The organism is Saccharicrinis aurantiacus (genome assembly GCF_947489045.1).
GTDB lineage: Bacteria > Bacteroidota > Bacteroidia > Bacteroidales > Marinilabiliaceae > Saccharicrinis > Saccharicrinis aurantiacus.
This window is the reverse complement of sequence record NZ_CANLCN010000008.1, coordinates 24638-40749: the sequence shown is the minus strand read 5'-3', so window position 1 is coordinate 40749 and position 16112 is coordinate 24638. Positions and strand designations below refer to the sequence as shown.

16 protein-coding genes are annotated in these 16112 nt (G+C 35.7%); 3 read left to right on the top strand and 13 right to left on the bottom strand.

Annotated elements, in window-relative coordinates; genetic code table 11:
• Window positions 1-8: 8 nt before the first annotated feature.
• On the bottom strand, window positions 9-770 hold the full coding sequence (locus QMO11_RS10885) for an SCO family protein (protein WP_282037290.1): 762 nt from the start codon (window positions 768-770) through the stop codon (window positions 9-11).
• Window positions 771-1818: 1048 nt separating this feature from the next.
• Here QMO11_RS10885 and QMO11_RS10880 point away from each other — a divergent pair.
• A complete protein-coding gene (locus tag QMO11_RS10880; RefSeq protein WP_282037289.1) occupies window positions 1819-2832 on the top strand; it encodes a metallophosphoesterase family protein in 1014 nt (337 codons plus the stop codon).
• A gap of 92 nt (window positions 2833-2924) precedes the next feature.
• Here QMO11_RS10880 and QMO11_RS10875 read toward each other — a convergent pair whose 3' ends face one another.
• The 7 genes from QMO11_RS10875 to QMO11_RS10845 all read right to left on the bottom strand — a co-directional run bounded on the left by QMO11_RS10875 (window position 2925) and on the right by QMO11_RS10845 (window position 10247).
• Window positions 2925-4307, bottom strand: coding sequence for an alanine/glycine:cation symporter family protein (locus QMO11_RS10875; protein WP_282037287.1), 1383 nt, complete (start codon window positions 4305-4307; stop codon window positions 2925-2927).
• Window positions 4308-4363: 56 nt separating this feature from the next.
• Window positions 4364-5164, bottom strand: a complete 801-nt coding sequence (locus QMO11_RS10870; RefSeq protein WP_282037285.1) for a M48 family metallopeptidase — start codon at window positions 5162-5164, stop codon at window positions 4364-4366.
• A gap of 112 nt (window positions 5165-5276) precedes the next feature.
• Window positions 5277-5975 carry a rhomboid family intramembrane serine protease gene (locus QMO11_RS10865; protein ID WP_282037283.1) on the bottom strand — a complete coding sequence of 233 codons (699 nt, stop codon included), beginning with the start codon at window positions 5973-5975 and terminating at the stop codon, window positions 5277-5279.
• Between the two features lie 27 nt (window positions 5976-6002).
• A complete protein-coding gene (locus QMO11_RS10860; protein ID WP_282037282.1) occupies window positions 6003-6212 on the bottom strand; it encodes a hypothetical protein in 210 nt (69 codons plus the stop codon).
• Between the two features lie 73 nt (window positions 6213-6285).
• Window positions 6286-7296 carry a UDP-N-acetylmuramate dehydrogenase gene (murB, locus tag QMO11_RS10855; RefSeq protein ID WP_282037281.1) on the bottom strand — a complete coding sequence of 337 codons (1011 nt, stop codon included), beginning with the start codon at window positions 7294-7296 and terminating at the stop codon, window positions 6286-6288.
• Window positions 7297-7320: 24 nt separating this feature from the next.
• Window positions 7321-9699 (bottom strand): GumC family protein, encoded by a 2379-nt coding sequence (locus tag QMO11_RS10850; protein WP_282037279.1) that lies wholly within the window; start codon window positions 9697-9699, stop codon window positions 7321-7323.
• A gap of 23 nt (window positions 9700-9722) precedes the next feature.
• The gene (locus QMO11_RS10845) at window positions 9723-10247 is read right to left on the bottom strand and encodes a DUF7935 family protein (protein ID WP_282037278.1); all 525 of its coding nucleotides are present in this window, start codon (window positions 10245-10247) and stop codon (window positions 9723-9725) included.
• A 186-nt stretch (window positions 10248-10433) separates the two neighbouring features.
• Between QMO11_RS10845 and QMO11_RS10840 the strand changes: the two genes are divergently transcribed.
• A complete protein-coding gene (locus QMO11_RS10840) occupies window positions 10434-11624 on the top strand; it encodes a pyridoxal phosphate-dependent aminotransferase (RefSeq protein ID WP_282037276.1) in 1191 nt (396 codons plus the stop codon).
• Window positions 11625-11693: 69 nt separating this feature from the next.
• On the opposite strand, the gene QMO11_RS10835 is transcribed toward QMO11_RS10840, so the two are convergent.
• From QMO11_RS10835 to mnmC2, 5 genes are all read right to left on the bottom strand, one after another.
• Window positions 11694-12068, bottom strand: a complete 375-nt coding sequence (locus tag QMO11_RS10835; protein WP_282037275.1) for a DUF3127 domain-containing protein — start codon at window positions 12066-12068, stop codon at window positions 11694-11696.
• Between the two features lie 8 nt (window positions 12069-12076).
• Window positions 12077-12535 (bottom strand): peptidylprolyl isomerase, encoded by a 459-nt coding sequence (locus QMO11_RS10830; RefSeq protein WP_282037274.1) that lies wholly within the window; start codon window positions 12533-12535, stop codon window positions 12077-12079.
• A gap of 170 nt (window positions 12536-12705) precedes the next feature.
• A complete protein-coding gene (gene bamJ / locus QMO11_RS10825; protein ID WP_075603597.1) occupies window positions 12706-13506 on the bottom strand; it encodes a BamJ family beta-barrel-assembly machinery protein in 801 nt (266 codons plus the stop codon).
• Window positions 13507-13534: 28 nt separating this feature from the next.
• The gene (gene bamJ, locus QMO11_RS10820) at window positions 13535-14119 is read right to left on the bottom strand and encodes a BamJ family beta-barrel-assembly machinery protein (protein ID WP_075603596.1); all 585 of its coding nucleotides are present in this window, start codon (window positions 14117-14119) and stop codon (window positions 13535-13537) included.
• Window positions 14120-14250: 131 nt separating this feature from the next.
• Complete coding sequence (mnmC2, locus tag QMO11_RS10815) at window positions 14251-14910, bottom strand: tRNA (5-methylaminomethyl-2-thiouridine)(34)-methyltransferase MnmC2 (RefSeq protein ID WP_282037272.1); 660 nt, start codon at window positions 14908-14910, stop codon at window positions 14251-14253.
• 107 nt (window positions 14911-15017) lie between these two features.
• Here mnmC2 and dinB point away from each other — a divergent pair, with 107 nt between their 5' ends.
• Entirely contained in the window at window positions 15018-16094 is a 1077-nt protein-coding gene (gene dinB, locus QMO11_RS10810; RefSeq protein WP_282037271.1) for a DNA polymerase IV, read from the top strand.
• The last annotated feature ends 18 nt before the right edge of the window (window positions 16095-16112 follow it).

The window sequence follows — 16112 nt, the reverse complement described above, 5'->3', positions numbered from 1 at the left end:
TAGAAGATTTAAACGTGCTGTTTTTTAGGTTTAACGGTTAATACTAAAAGTACTAAACCGGCTATTACAAGAATTAAAATACCTGCTATTTTGGTAACATTAAGAACATAAGCTTGCCCTACCGGATCGTAACTATAGCAGAATTGAAGTATGCGATTAACTGTTGGCCCGGGTATTCCCTTCGATGACTCTACAACGGCCAATTTAAACTCAAAAGGTAAAAAGTAAGTACCATTTAAATAGCGCGTTATTTTTCCCTCAGGACTTACCAATATTAAGCCCGCGGTATGTATAAAATCGTTGCCCGTTCGTTTGTATGAAAATCCGGCAGCCTTGGTTAACTTACTAATATTGGCACTATCCGAAGTAAAAAACAACCACCCCTCTTCAAAGCCCTCCTTTTCAACAATCATTGAGTAGTTATTGCGTTTTTTCTTGGCCAAGGTATAATCCTCATTAAAATCAAAACTCACCGTTACAACCTGGTAATCTTTACCTAAAGCTAGCTCTGAGGCATTTACCACCTCAGTAATTCCATCCATTAAAGGCGTACAAACACCAGGACAGCGGAAATACACAAAATTCAATATCGTTGGCTTATCCCTCACTATTGAACTAAACAAAACAGTATCACCCTCAATATTCACCACCTCAATGTCCGTAGGTAAATACTCGTCGAGATGCTCGGTTACACCAATTTTCTCAACTTCATCTGCATAGCTGAGCGTTGCAGCCAACAGAAAAACACATAATGCAAGTAGGTTCTTCATACAATTTTTTTACAAGGTTTAACAGTTTATTTACAAATCTCAAACACACTTAAAAACACTATACTTATGATAATAAGCTCGGTAAGAGAAAAAGACCAATTTATCTGAATCACTAATAAAAACAATGAAGTTGAAATAATGTTTAGCCTTGTTAATTATTGTGTAAAAATAGCCTGTGCTTTTTTTGGGCAGTTTAACGGGCTATCCACTATAGCAAGCTCTTTAAATTGCTCCTTTTTATATGGTTGGTACGTGGGCTCCTAAGGTCGCCTACACCCTCCCAATAAAAGGGCAATTCAAAAAGCTTACTGCCGCTACTATCCCTACTGTGTTTAATATAAGCAGCCATTTTTATAAGTATTTATTAAACCCTAAATATGCAAACCATTAGCATGCACTTAGAAACGCCCATTCATCCTACCCCGAGCGTTTCTATTTAGATACGAGGCCTTTGGTGCCAAAATGACGCATTTCTAAATAGAAATTGCACCATCTGAATCCAAAACGTAAAATATCTAAATACATACGAGCCATTCTTTGCCAGTTTGGCACATTTCTATTTAGAAAAAGCACAAACTGAACTCCGGACTAGCTTTATGCAAATAGAAACACGCCATTTTGAATAAAGCGGTGCTTATACCAAAAACATCATCAAATGATTGACATAAATTGTTTCTATAAAGCTTCTACTACTTCATAAAATATCAATGTAACTATGGCTATATCTCTATTTTATTCATTATAGAATCTTTAAATAATTCAATTTCTTATCAATCATTCAATAATGCATTTGGTATTATTCATTTACATACACAGTGATATTTTAAAAATTCATAACTTATCGCTTAACAATTACAGCTTCAATGCGTTTTTATTAAAGTTGTATTGAAAATCTGCGAGTAACACCTTGATTTCATTGGCTTCAGCTAATTTTTATTCCGTAGCTACAGCTATGCAATAAAAAATCGAGCTTTGCCACTGATAATCAAATTGTCACTCTCGAAATTCCCCTACAACCTTAAACAACTTCTATTTAAAACCCATAACAATGAAATCTAATTTTAAAAGCCGTAAAAAAGCCTTCGTCGTAATTTCAACACTAATTGTTGTATTTACATTTTTATCGTGCCAACACACTGTGTTTACTAATGATATTAGCACAAGTAAAAAACCATGGACGCATTTAAATTTTAATAGCCACGATAGTAAATTCAGCTTTGCCATTTTTGCCGACCTCACAGGTGGCGAGCGACCTGAAATATTTAAAGTAGCGGTGGCACAACTAAACCTACTACAGCCCGATTTAATTGTAAATGTTGGCGACCTAATTGAAGGTGCTAACAGCGATACGTCTGTTTGGCACCAGCAATGGGATAATTTTGATAAGAGGGCCAACAGAGCCATTGCTCCCATTTTTTATGCGGGCGGCAACCATGATTTAACCGGGCAGATTGCCAGAGATGTGTGGAGTAATCGTTATGGGCCTCACTATTATCATTTCAGATACAAAGACGTATTGTTTCTGATTTTTAATACCGAAGATTATAGTTCGCAACGAATGCACGAAATTAATGAGATACGAAAGGAAGGGGCTGAGATATTTGAAAAAGAAGGCGTAGAAGCTTTTAAAAAGAGTGCTTACGCTCATTTACCCGAAAGAGTAACGGGCAACATTGGAGCTGAACAAGTGCGCTATTTTAAAAAGGTAATTGCAAATAATACTGATGCCCGGCACACTTTTATAATGATACATAAACCGGTTTGGCAAAAAGAAAACGAACAGCAATTTAGCCAAATTGAAAGTGCTCTGCACCAAATGCCCTATACCGTTTTTTATGGGCACACGCACATGTATAACTACGAGGAACGCAATGGCCGAGATTACATTAATTTGTCCACAACAGGCGGGTTTCAATTTTCAGAACCAGGTAAATCTTTTGATCATATTATGTGGGTTACCGTGAATAAAAGCGAAGCGAGTTTGGCCAATATAAAGCTTGAAGGCATACTTGATAAAACTGGCCGTATTCCCCTGGGTGGTGATACCTTAAAATTTGAATAATACCAAAAACATCAACAAATAATTGATATAACAAAAAAGAGTTAAGCACTACACTTAACTCTTTTAATTAATATATTAAAGCTACTTAAAGCTTATTTCCAACATTCTGACTCATCTTCGATACCAACTGATTTTGCTTTAAAAACAGGATCTTTGCCTTCTTTTTTCTGCTTCATATAATCTTTTAAAATCAGCTTTAGCTTGGGCGTTAATCTAAATATTGCATACAAGTTTAGTAGCGCCATCAAAATCATAAAAATATCGGCCAAGCCCCATACAACATGCGATTTAGCTAATGCCCCAAATAATACCATGGCCAATACGGCACCACGGTACATATTTAAATATTTATGCTTTGTTGAGATAAACTTGATGTTTGATTCGCCATAATAATAGTTACCAATAATGGAACTAAAGGCAAATAAAAAGATACATACCGAAAGATATATTCCTCCCCATGGGCCAACCATGGCAACCATTGAGTTTTGGGTTAAACGAATACCATCCACTCCTGTTACTGTATATTCACCCGATAATAGAAGTAATAGCGCCGTTGAGGTACAAATTATTAGGGTATCGGTAAATACACCCAAGGCTTGTATAAATCCCTGCTTTACAGGATGTGTAACATCGGCTGCAGCCGCTGCATTAGGCGCTGAACCCATACCTGCTTCATTCGAAAATAATCCTCGCTTAATACCCTGTACTAAAGCTGCTCCCATTGCTCCTGCTGCTGCTTCGCGCATTCCGAAAGCACTCTCAAGAATAAGTTTTATAGTTTCTGGTATTAAACTAAAATGACTAAACAGTACATATAGTACAACCAAAATATAAGAAATAGCCATTACCGGAACCACCGCATTGGTGAAATGGGCAATACGTCTAACGCCTCCAAAAATAATTAGGCCCGTAAGCACCACAAGAATTCCGCCCATTATGGCAGGATCAAAATCGAAGGATTGTGCAAATGCTGCTGAAATGGTGTCGCTCTGTACTGAGTTAAACGCAAAACCATAACAAAGCGTAATCAAAATTGCGAAAGCAATACCTAAATTTCTGCTTTTAAGTGCGTATTGCATATAGTAAGCAGGTCCTCCTTTAAAGGTTCCCCCCTCATCATCTACCTTATAAGCTTGGGCTAAGGTACTCTCAACAAAGGCAGATGCGGCGCCTAAAAGGGCAATTAACCACATCCAGAAAACAGCTCCGGGTCCTCCCGCTACAATAGCTAAAGCTACCCCTGCAAGGTTTCCGGTTCCTACCCTACTTCCCAAGCTAATGGTAAATGCCTGAAATGAGGTTACTCCTGAGGTTTTATGCGTAGACCCCTCAGTAAGCAATTTGAACATATGACCTATATATCGGAATTGTAAAAACCCTGTTTTATAAGTAAAAAATAATCCTGCAAATAACAGTATTGGTATTAATAAATATACCGACATAAAGTTGTTTACAGTTCCAATTAGCTCTATCATATGCTCTTATTTAAATATTTTATAGTTTATTCTTCTAATATTTCAACACATCCCTATTAGGGAAGGTATTTTCTGGCTTCGGGTAAATAAGCCTGTATGTCTTTAATGCGGGTTTGATCCGCAGGGTGCGTACTCATAAACTCAGGTGGTTTTTGCCCTCCACTTTGCGACATTCTTGTCCAAAAATCAACAGCTTCTCCAGGATCGTATCCTGCCATAGCCATAAATACCAAACCCATTTTATCTGCCTCTGTTTCGTGCGAACGAGAAAAGGGTAACATCACCCCATATTGAGAACCCAAGCCAAATGCTGTGGTATAAATTTGTTTGGTTTCATCTGGTTTTTCAGCCAAATATACATCGAGGCCTGTTGCTACGGCTTGCATACCCATTTGATGGCTCATACGCTCATTACCATGACGTGCAACCGCATGCGCAATTTCATGACCCATAACCACTGCTAAACCAGCTTCTGTTTTGGTATAAGGTAAAATACCTGTGTAAAAAACTACCTTTCCACCGGGCATACACCATGCATTAGGTGTTGCATCATCCACCAAATTAAACTCCCAATTAAAATTTTCAATGTAAGAACTATGTCCATTGGCTGTAAGGTAGCTTTCAACGGCCTTCGCAATTTTATCCCCCACTCTTTTTACCATTTCGGTTTGTTCCTTATTGTCTGATAGCTTCGACTGGCTTAAAAATTCGTCATACTGACTCAAACTCATGGATACCATTTGAGATTCAGGAAACATATTTACTTGTTTTCGGCCGGTAATTGGCACAGTAGAACAGGCTACTATAAGAACACTTAAGAGTGCTTCTGCAAGCACAATCTTCCACATTATTTTCATATTATTTTAGTTTAAGTTACAATTGAGTAATTGAAGTTATTTCATTCCTTGCTACTATCATCTTATTAAACAAATGGGCAGGCCTTTGGTTTATCGGCAAAATTGCACCATACTATCTATCTTCATTTTTATCCTGATCAACTCCTTGCATCCAATAGGGTTCTTCTCCATCATAATCCTCCACATCTATTTCCTCTTCAAAAGGTGATTTGGGTTTATGAGGTCCTTCCCTTCGGTATACCAATGCTAGTATACTACCCGTAACAGCACCCCATAAATGCCCTTCCCACGAATAGGGTAAATCTACTTTGAGAGGAAAAGCGCCCCAAATTAAACCTCCGTAAAAAAGGATAACCAATAAAGAAATTGCAATTAAAGGAATATGTTTGCGGATAATTCCACTTATTATTAAAAACATTGCCAAACCGTAAATAACACCGCTAGCACCTATGTGCCACGATTCTCGGGCTGCTAACCAAGTTCCTACCCCACTGAGTAGATATATAAAAACAAAAATTTTAGCTGCTATTTTATTATAGAAATAAAACAATGTTGTTGCCAGAACAAGCATTGATACAGAATTAGAATACAAGTGTTTCCAATCGCCATGTATTAAAGGGGTAAACAAGATACCCCATAAACCTTCGGCTTGCATTGGATAAACCCCTAGTTTTGTAAATTTAATTTGTTCTATGTGCTGAATTAAATGAACAGTAAATGCTATTAATAAGAATACTATCGGAAGTACTAAACTATAAATAAACCTTCTTTTTTCGATCGGAGTATCCGAATTGAGTCGTTTTATTTTCATTCAATCATTTTCTATTGGAGAGTTCCATCAAGCTATTTGCTGGATTAACCATATAATGGCAATAAAAGCAAGGATGAGCATATAGGAAAAGAAATTGCCAAAATTTAATGTATACCCTAACGATGGATCTAACTTTTTTACAAAAATACGTGGGTCGTTTCTATTAAAATAAAACGGACCCCTCCAGTAGGAAAGGTCTTTACGCATGGTTTCCAAAAACTCAGTATTCTTATTCATAGCTCTTTGTTTTTTGCCGAACTATAAATCTACTTAAAAAACCTATAGAATTCAAGAGAAGTAAATATTGGCTCTATAATACATTCACTTCCTTCTCCATTGAAATTCCGAATTTCTTTTCTACGTCGGAAACAATGGCACCTGCTAATTCCAAAATTTCAGTACCTGTTGCCTGTCCGTTAGAATTGATTAACACCAAAGCCTGATTTTTATGAACTGCAGCATTACCAATGCTTTTGCCTTTCCAACCCGCTTGTTCAATTAACCAAGCGGCAGGTATTTTAACTAAGCTTTCCGATACTTCATACGAAGGCGCACTTGGGTATTTTTTAAAGATATCTTTTGCTATAGCGATATCGATAATCGGATTTTTAAAGAAACTACCTACATTACCAAACTCTTTAGGATCGGGAAGTTTACTATTTCTAACTGCGATAATGGCTTTACGGGCATTAAGTAGCGAACGCTCACCCAAAGCTTCAACATCTTTTTGGATGCTTCCGTACTTTAAATTGAGCTCACCCTTTTTTTGTAGCTCAAAGCAAACTGATGTAATCAAGGTTTTATTTTTAAGTTCTTGCTTAAAAACACTGTTTCTATAATCGAATTTACAGGCTGTATTTGATAATGAAAATGATTCTAAGGAATCTAAGTAAATTCCCTGAACACTTGTAATCACATCCTTCACCTCTACTCCGTATGCGCCAATATTCTGAACCGGACAAGCGCCTATATTACCCGGAATCAAGGATAAGTTTTCTATTCCGTATAGATTACGATTAACGGCCCACTCAACAAAGCTATCCCATTCTACACCTGCACCAACCTTAACCTTTATTGTATCTTCATTCTCTTCCAATATATTTATATCAGATATACATGGATGAATAACCAATCCATCAAAATCAGATTTAAACAAAATATTACTTCCTCCGCCTAAAATAAAAATAGAATTATTTCTAGCCGTATCAGATTTTAAAACAGCAATGGTTTCCTGGCTTGTTTTAGGTTGGGCAAAATAAGTGGTTTTTACACTAATATTAAGTGTGTTATATTCTTTAAGCGAAATATTATTAGTTATCATATAGATGCAATCCCTTATTCTAAATTACTTATTATCGGCGTAATACTTTTCTGAATAATGACCATAGCCAGCGGTTTTCTTATTAATATCATTCAGTATAAATCCTAGGCAAGGCAATTCATCACCCAATAAATTATTCATAGTAGCCTTAAAGTGCTCTTTATCCGTTCTATCCGATCTAACAACATATAGTGCACAATCAACATGATTCAGTAGTATTCGGGCATCTGTTACAATACCAATTGGTGGAGAATCTACAATTACACAATCGAAATCCTGCTTTAATTTTTCAAAAAACAGTTCGGTTTCTTTTGCAGCAATTAACTCAGAAGGATTTGGAGGTATAGTACCTGCCTGCACTACTGATAAGTTCTTCATCCCACCATCATGAATAATTTCATCGTAACTTGCTTCGTTAATCAAGTGGTCTGAAATACCCTTACTGTTATCGTGGTTAAATATCCCTGTTAATCTGGGTTTCCTTAAATCAAAACCCAGCAAAACTGTTTTCTTTCCAGATATGGCATAGGCCGAGGCCAAATTTAAAGCGCAATACGTTTTTCCTTCGCCTGTGTTAGTTGAAGTTAGAGCAATAACTTTAGTTGAATTGTTAGCCCCTACAAAATTTAATTTGGTTCGGAGACCTCTAAAAGCTTCGGATATGTTTGAGATAGGCTCACTTTTAATAATATTCTCATGCATCGATTTCGACTGAGGAATAAAACCAAATATGGGTACATCAGGTGCAATACTATTAATCTCTCCTTTATCCCTAACTTTATTATTAAAATATTCCTTCAAAGCAATTATAGCAATCGGAATCAAAAAAGCTAACATCAGGGCTTTTTTCCTATCTGCCGCCTCATTTGGAGCCACTATACCATCTACAACTGCCTTATCTATAATTTCGTTATCTGGAGCATTTGATGCCTTGGTGATATTGGTTTCTGATTGCTTTTGCAATAAAAAGGTATAGATTGCATCGTTTAACTTATACTGACGTTCTATATCTAAGTACTTTTTCTCCGCTTCTGGAAGTTTACTCATTTTACTATTTAAATCAGCAATATTCTGATACAGGCGCTCTTCCTGAATTTCGACGTTCTTAATTACTTTAGTAAGTGCAGTGATCAAGTTATCAGTACCCACTTTAATTTTTGTATCCAAATCCTTTAAGTAAGGGTTGTTTACTGAACTCTGTGACTCAACCAACTTATACTCGTTTGTTAAGGTAAGCAACTCCATTATTAAAGTAGATATAACGCCATTTACATTATCAGCAAAGGCAGGCAATAAATAGTCTTCACTTAGTGGATTCGTTCGAAGTTGATCGACTAGTTGACCAAAATACTTTTTTTGCAAATTTACAATTTGAAGTTCCTTTTCATATTCAAAATACTGATCAGCTAATATAGTTGACATATCATCTGGAGTAGTAAAAATATTATTCTGTCTGAATGCCATTAAGCGCTCTAATGTACTATCTAAAGTGTCAGAAACTTGCACCAACTGTTTATCAATAAAACTTAAGGTTTTTACAGCAATTAGGTTCTTACGCTCCAGGTTATCCTCTAAATAAACCTCACAAAGCGCATCTAAAAAGGAAGTTAGTTTTTGTCTGTTTTCCCCGGTTATAGATACATTAATAATAGAGCTTCCTTCACTAATCGGTGTAATACTGATCTTACTTCTATAATTATTAGTTAACCAATCAATTGATCTGAAATAAAAGTAGTAATCATGTTTCGGCTTTATCTCTGTATCTGACACCTTATGAACTTTAAACCTACAATAAGGTGTATTCACATAATCACCATAACTTACAATTTCAGAGAATTCAACAAATCCTGTTCCCCCTTTATTTGCTGAATTAGAATAGTCGTGTAACCACGAATTTTCAGCTGATATTCTAATTTCAATTTTATTATTTCCTTTGGGAATAAGATGAATTGGGGTGTTTAAAATTTGAACATGACCGGAATCCATTTCAATTTTGAAAGGAGAATTATGATACAAATCAAAATCCATTAAGTAACCATCGCTATAGATATCTATCTCAAAATCTAATTTCTTTAAGGCCGAACTTACTACCTTTTTTGAACGCAAGATAATTGATTGACTCTCGAGGCTATTGGTTTCAGGAGAAAGTCCAAAACCTTCAATTAAGTCGGTACGAGTCATAGCTCTATTATCCTCTGCTTTTAACATTATTGTTACAGAAGAATTGTAAATTACCTTACTATAGCGATGATAAACATAGGTTCCTACCAACACTAAAGGCACTATTATAACAAAAAGATACCAATTACTTTTTGCTAAAAACAGTATTTTTTTAATATCAATCAGCCCATCATTTCTATTGGGCTGATTTGCATATGAGTTCTGAGATTGTGTATTATTCACATTTCGGAGTTTAGATTATTTTGTTAACTATAAAAAGTTTGAACATCGGCTTTTAAGCCATCTAGAGCCTTTTTAAAATGATAAGATGTAGCATTAGGAAACTGCTCTAATATAGTTTTTGCCAAGCCCATTGATGAATGCTCGGGCTCTACCATAGTTGCCGAAATATTAATAGTTCTAATCATTTCTTCTTTTGCATTCTTTACCAAATGCCAAGTATCGGGTGAAATATGAACCTGCATAGCCATATTATGCTCGTATTCAGTTCTAATTGAACTTAACAAGACACTTTGAAAATCTTTACTTGTTACTGCTTTGGGTTGCTCACGCATAACAATAGATTCAGCACTTATACGCTCAAGAAACAAAGTAACACGTTCATATGCACTCATTTTTATGGGTAATAAATCTTTATTTCGCATTAATAAAAACTCTTGCTTTCTGCGCTGAGTTTCTGCTTTCAAAAACCATCGTACCAATACTAAAGTCACAAATAGTACTATTAATGAAGGTAAAAGCCAATTAATGATGTCTAAAAATGTTTCCATAAAAATATATAATATTAATTTTGTCGAAGGAATTAAAATTTTGGTGAAATTAATAGTATTTACGGTCATTTGCAACAATAGGTTATAGTACAAAGACCCAATTATAGTAAATAAAATTGCGCCTTAAAGCATAGACATATTTGATACCGTTAAATGAGAACGGTATTTTAATAAAAATGAATAGAAATGATAGTATCTGAAAGATTGGCAAACGTAAACGAGTCGGCTACTTTAGCCATGTCTCAAAAAAGTAGAGAATTACAAGCACTAGGCAACGATGTGATTAACCTAAGTATTGGTCAGCCCGATTTTAATACACCCGACCATATTAAAGCTGCAGCAATTGATGCTATCCATAATAATATCTCGAAATACACTCCTGTTCCGGGTTTACCTGTTTTGAGAGAAGCCGTTTGTGAGAAGTTCAAAAGAGATAATAACCTTTCTTTTTCTCCTTCTCAAATTGTTGCCAGTAATGGAGCCAAACAATCCATCGCGAATATTATTTTAAGTTTAGTTGGTCCTGGTGATGAGGTTATTATTCCTGCACCTTATTGGGTAAGTTATATTGAAATAGTGAATTTATCACAAGCTACTAATGTGTTTATTAAGGCTGGTATTGAGCAAGATTTTAAGATAACACCGGAACAACTTGAAAATGCGATTACTCCAAAAACAAAAATATTTTTATTCAGCTCACCATCTAACCCAACGGGTAATTTGTATACAAAAGATGAATTAAAAGCTTTAGCTGATGTTTTTGCAAAACACCCACATGTAACTATTATTTCTGATGAAATTTATGAATTAATCACCTTTGAAGGGAAGCATGAAAGCATTGCTCAATTTGAAAATGTAAAAGATAGAGTGGTTATTGTAAATGGGGTTTCTAAGGGATATGCCATGACTGGATGGAGAATTGGATATATTGCTGCTCCGCAATGGATTGCTGATGCCTGTAATAAATTACAAGGACAATACACATCTGGAGCTTGTTCCATATCTCAAATGGCATCGGCTGCTGCACTTACGGGAACACAAGAGCCATCAGCAGCTATGAAAGAAGTATTTTTACGCCGCCGCAATTTGGTTGTGAAAATGGCTAAGGAAATTAAGGGTATGAAAGTAAATGTACCTCAAGGAGCCTTTTATTTATTCCCAGATGTAAGTTCATACTTTGGTAAGAGTTACGAAAATTACACAATTAACAATTCTTCTGACCTAGCACTGTACTTATTAGAAACCATGTATGTTGCTACCGTATCAGGTGATGCGTTTGGTAGTCCAGAATGCTTACGTTTTTCTTATGCTACTAGCGACGATGCATTAGTAGAAGCAATGACTAGAATTAAAACGGGTTTAGATAGATTAGCATAAAGCAAGCTTTAATAAAATAACAAAGGCTGTTGCAATGCAACAGCCTTTTTATTTTATATTATTTAACCACTAAAATGGTAAATCTTCATTTGGACCAGCTGGTGGAACCTCAGACTCAGTAAAAGCTGGAGGTGGCATATCAGGAGCTGTATTAGGCTGTACTTTTTCTAAACGCCATGCCTCTAAGTTTGAGAAATAGTTTACTTTACCATCTTTCTCCCACTTACGACCACGAATATTAAAAGACACCTTTACTGGCTCTCCTACGTTAAAACCATCCACTTGGCTGCAACGATCTTGAGTTAATTGAAATTTAATAAAATCATTCCAATCAGAATTTCTCTCGTTTACTACTTCGATAACAAACTCACGCTTTTTAAAAGAAGCACTAATTTGTTGCTCGTTTTCTACTACTACTATATTTCCTATTAAATTAAAATCCATACTGATTTTTATTCTTCGATTATTACTACTTTTTCAATTCCATCACCTTCTCTAATGTCATCAATAACATCAAAGCCTTCGTAAACTTTACCAAAGCATGTATGAGCACCATCTAGGTGAGCAGTATTGTTACGGCTATGACAAACAAAAAATTGAGATCCACCAGTATTTTTACCGGCATGTGCCATTGAAAGAACACCTCTATCGTGATATTGCTTATCAGCTGAAGTTTCACAATCAATGCTATATCCAGGACCACCTGTTCCTACTCTAGAGTTACCACCGCCACGAGAATGAGGGCAACCACCTTGAATAACGAAATCAGGTAAAACACGGTGAAATGCTAGTCCATCGTAAAATCCTTCTTTTGCAAGTTTTACAAAATTTTCTACAGTTTTAGGAGTCTCGTCAGCATATAAGTCTAACTTCATTACCCCTTTTTCGGTATGTATTTCAGCTTTAAGCATAATAAATAATTGATTATATTTTTGCGGAAACAAAGATATGATTATTTACGCAAGAATGGAGATTATAGGATAAGAATTTACTATGCTTTGATGAGAGATAATAGTTGGCATATATAAACAAAAAAAGAGGAACCAAAGTTCCTCTTTATTCTATATAGGAGTAATATAAATTACTTCACAATACTTACTAACTCTACTTCGAAAATTAACATTTCCATTGGTCCAATTTGACCTGAACCTCTTGACCCGTATGCTAATTCAGCAGGAATAAATAATTTGTATTTAGAACCTTCTGGCATTAATTGTAATGCTTCAGTCCATCCTTTAATTACTTGTGTAACACCGAAAGTAGCTGTTTGACCACGGTCTACTGAGCTATCGAAAACAGTACCATCTAATAAAGTACCATGGTAATGAACTTCAACTTGGTCAGCAGTAGTTGGCTTAGCTCCTGTAGCAGGAACCATTACTTCATACTGTAATCCACTAGGTAAAGAAACTACACCCTCTTTTTTTGCGTTTTCAGCTAAAAAAGCATCTGCTTTTTCTTTATTTGCTTTAGCCTCGTCGTTACCTTCTAAAGCTTTTTTATCTTGTACTTTTTGGTAAGCAGTTTGTAAAAACATGTTTGCTTGCTCCTCAGTAAAATATGACTTATCATATCCTAATTGATTTACGAAAGCCGAACGAAATACTTCGTAGTTGATAGTTTCGAAACTTTGCTCGTAACCCTCTTTCATTTGATCAGAAAGTTGAGAATTAGCATAAGCTTTAGCCATTGTTTTAAAGTCAACAGTATCAAAAGGACCTGATAATTGTTGTCTCATGTTAGCAGCAATAATATAACCCAATGCATAAGAAACACTATCCGTTTCATTATTCATTTTAACCTCTCCTGCACCAGGAACTTGATTACATGAAGTTGCAAGAACTCCAACAACACATAATCCTAAAAATAACTTTTTAAGCATAATTTGATTATTTATTATGTTTGAATGATTAAACGATTTCTAATAACTCAACTTCGAATACTAATGTAGTATGAGGTCCAATTTGTTGCCCTGCACCTTGCTCACCATAAGCTAGGTTAGATGGAATAGTTAATTTCCATTTAGAACCAATTGGCATCAATTGTAAAGCTTCAACCCATCCTGCAATAACACCATTAACTGGGAATGTAGCTGGCTCGCCACGCTCTACTGAGCTATCGAATACTGTACCATCAATTAAAGTACCGTGGTAATGACATTTTACTTGGTTAGTAGCAGTTGGTTTTTCACCAGTTCCTTCAGTAATAACCTCATACTGTAAACCACTTTCAAGAACAGTAACACCTTCTTTTTTAGCATTCTCAGCTAAAAATGCTTCACCGGCTTTAATATTTGCTTCAAACTGTTTTGCTTGCACACCTGCAAAAAACTCGTTTATTAATGTAGTAGCTTCGTCTTGAGTAATTTCTGGTTTAACGCCTTCAACTAGGTGCTTTACTCCGTTTGAGAAAGATTCAACATCAATTGTGTCAACACCTGAACTTTTCAGGTTACCTGCGATGCTAAGACCTAGCGCGTAACTTAACTTATCCATTTATTTATATTTTCTTATTAAAATCGAAGTGCGAATATAATATTTAAATTCATCATCACTAGCATGCAGACCACATAATTCGCAACATTTTAACTTGTCTTTAACTACTTTAAACAAGCTCAAAACATTAATTACTTTGTAGCTCTAAGCATCTCTCTTTTTCCAGGAGGTCCAGGTAAGCGCTCCACACTAAATCCTACTTCTTGCATAGTTCGCCTTACTACGCCTTTAGCACAATAAGTTGTTAGCATTCCACCCGGAAGTAAAGCTTCATAGGCTTTCTTAAAAATATCTTTTGTCCATAACATTGGCTGAACATCTGGTGCAAAGGCATCAAAATAGATCAGATTATATTTCTGTTCCAATAAAACAGTCTTAAAATCACACTGCTGCTTATAGAGATGAAAACCTTCTTTTATTTCTGCTTCTTCGCCCCAATTAGCTTGATGCAAATTATTATAGTGAACTTGATGCCTCCCCTCTTCTATTTGCCCATAATTTAATAATGCAATTTTATCAGTATTCAATGGATACTTTTCCATTGAGTGATAATGAACATCAGCCTTGGCATTTATAAGGGTTAAGAAAGCATTGAGGCCAGTACCAAAACCAAACTCCAAGATGGAAACCTGCTCCCCTTCGAACTTATTAAAAGCAGAATTAATAAAAACGTGCATCGATTCTTGAACTGCACCATTTGTGGAGTGGTAGTGCTCGTTTAAGTGCGGAACATATAGTGTACTTGAACCATCTTTTGAAACGACGTGCTCAACTTTATCTTGATCAGACATATATGATATAACTAATTATTTATACAGATTTATCAGAATTTAATTGCTTGCGAATGTGCGAAGTTAAAGCCATTTTTGTGCCCTGCAAATATCCTTGATTATTATTAATGACACGGAAAATTATACATATCGATATGGATGCTTTTTTTGCATCGGTTGAACAGCGCGATTTTCCGCATCTAAAAGGAAAACCAGTTGCCGTTGGCAGTCCCTCTAAACGAGGTGTAATTGCCGCGGCGAGTTACGAAGCACGTAGGTTTGGTGTATATTCTGCCATGTCATCAAAACAAGCTTTAAAGAAATGCCCCAATTTAATATTTCAATCGCACCGATTTGAAATATACAAAAGCGTATCGGCACAGATAATGGCCATTATGCACAAGTACACTGACTTGGTTGAGCCCTTGAGTATAGACGAGGCTTTTTTAGATGTTACCACCAATAAACAGAACTTAAAGTCGGCAACTTTAATAGCTAAAGAAATCAAAAAACGGATTTTTGAAGAAACAGGTCTTTACGCTTCAGCAGGTATAAGCGTAAATAAGTTTATGGCCAAAATTGCATCCGACCAAGATAAACCCAACGGACTATTTTTGATTAAACCTGAAGTGGTTATTCCTTTTATTGAAACCCTTCCGGTTAAGAAGTTTTTTGGTGTGGGTGCTAAAACTGGAGAAAAAATGACACGCCTAGGAATTTACACAGGTAAAGACATGAAAGCTTGGAGTTTGAATGGCTTAGTTGACCACTTTGGAAAATCGGGTTACTTCTTTTATAACATTTGCAGGGGCATTGATGATAGACCTGTTATCACCAATAGAGTTAGGAAATCAATTGGTATTGAAAATACTTTTCGTGAAGATATTTCTACTGAAGAAGAACGAGAAATTGAAATGAACCTATTAATAGAGGGCTTATGGAAGCGTATTAAACGCAACAAACGCTATGGAAAAACACTTACGCTAAAAACTAAGTATAACGACTTTACTCAGAATACAAGAAGTAAAACTTATGAAACGAGCATTAGTAAGAAGTCTGCTTTAACAGCTCTGAGTTATGAGTTAATGAGTCAGGTAGATTATGCTCAACCAGTTCGTTTAATGGGTTTAAGTGTTAGTAATTTATCAGAAGAAATAGAATTACCCGCCAAGAAAATGGTTCAACTCACATTAAGCTTTGATTAATAGTATAGCGATCTGCCT

What these genes read in the sequence shown, in the direction of transcription:
- QMO11_RS10885 (WP_282037290.1), bottom strand. Translation starts at nt 770, where the DNA reads ATGAAGAACCTACTTGCATTATGTGTTTTTCTGTTGGCTGCAACGCTC.
- QMO11_RS10865 (WP_282037283.1), bottom strand. Translation starts at nt 5,975, where the DNA reads ATGAAAATAAAACGACTCAATTCGGATACTCCGATCGAAAAAAGAAGG.
- QMO11_RS10880 (WP_282037289.1), top strand. Translation starts at nt 1,819, where the DNA reads ATGAAATCTAATTTTAAAAGCCGTAAAAAAGCCTTCGTCGTAATTTCA.
- QMO11_RS10845 (WP_282037278.1), bottom strand. Translation starts at nt 10,247, where the DNA reads ATGGAAACATTTTTAGACATCATTAATTGGCTTTTACCTTCATTAATA.
- QMO11_RS10835 (WP_282037275.1), bottom strand. Translation starts at nt 12,068, where the DNA reads ATGGATTTTAATTTAATAGGAAATATAGTAGTAGTAGAAAACGAGCAA.
- dinB (WP_282037271.1), top strand. Translation starts at nt 15,018, where the DNA reads ATGACACGGAAAATTATACATATCGATATGGATGCTTTTTTTGCATCG.
- murB (WP_282037281.1), bottom strand. Translation starts at nt 7,296, where the DNA reads ATGATAACTAATAATATTTCGCTTAAAGAATATAACACACTTAATATT.
- bamJ (WP_075603597.1), bottom strand. Translation starts at nt 13,506, where the DNA reads ATGCTTAAAAAGTTATTTTTAGGATTATGTGTTGTTGGAGTTCTTGCA.
- QMO11_RS10875 (WP_282037287.1), bottom strand. Translation starts at nt 4,307, where the DNA reads ATGATAGAGCTAATTGGAACTGTAAACAACTTTATGTCGGTATATTTA.
- mnmC2 (WP_282037272.1), bottom strand. Translation starts at nt 14,910, where the DNA reads ATGTCTGATCAAGATAAAGTTGAGCACGTCGTTTCAAAAGATGGTTCA.
- QMO11_RS10860 (WP_282037282.1), bottom strand. Translation starts at nt 6,212, where the DNA reads ATGAATAAGAATACTGAGTTTTTGGAAACCATGCGTAAAGACCTTTCC.
- QMO11_RS10830 (WP_282037274.1), bottom strand. Translation starts at nt 12,535, where the DNA reads ATGCTTAAAGCTGAAATACATACCGAAAAAGGGGTAATGAAGTTAGAC.
- bamJ (WP_075603596.1), bottom strand. Translation starts at nt 14,119, where the DNA reads ATGGATAAGTTAAGTTACGCGCTAGGTCTTAGCATCGCAGGTAACCTG.
- QMO11_RS10840 (WP_282037276.1), top strand. Translation starts at nt 10,434, where the DNA reads ATGATAGTATCTGAAAGATTGGCAAACGTAAACGAGTCGGCTACTTTA.
- QMO11_RS10870 (WP_282037285.1), bottom strand. Translation starts at nt 5,164, where the DNA reads ATGAAAATAATGTGGAAGATTGTGCTTGCAGAAGCACTCTTAAGTGTT.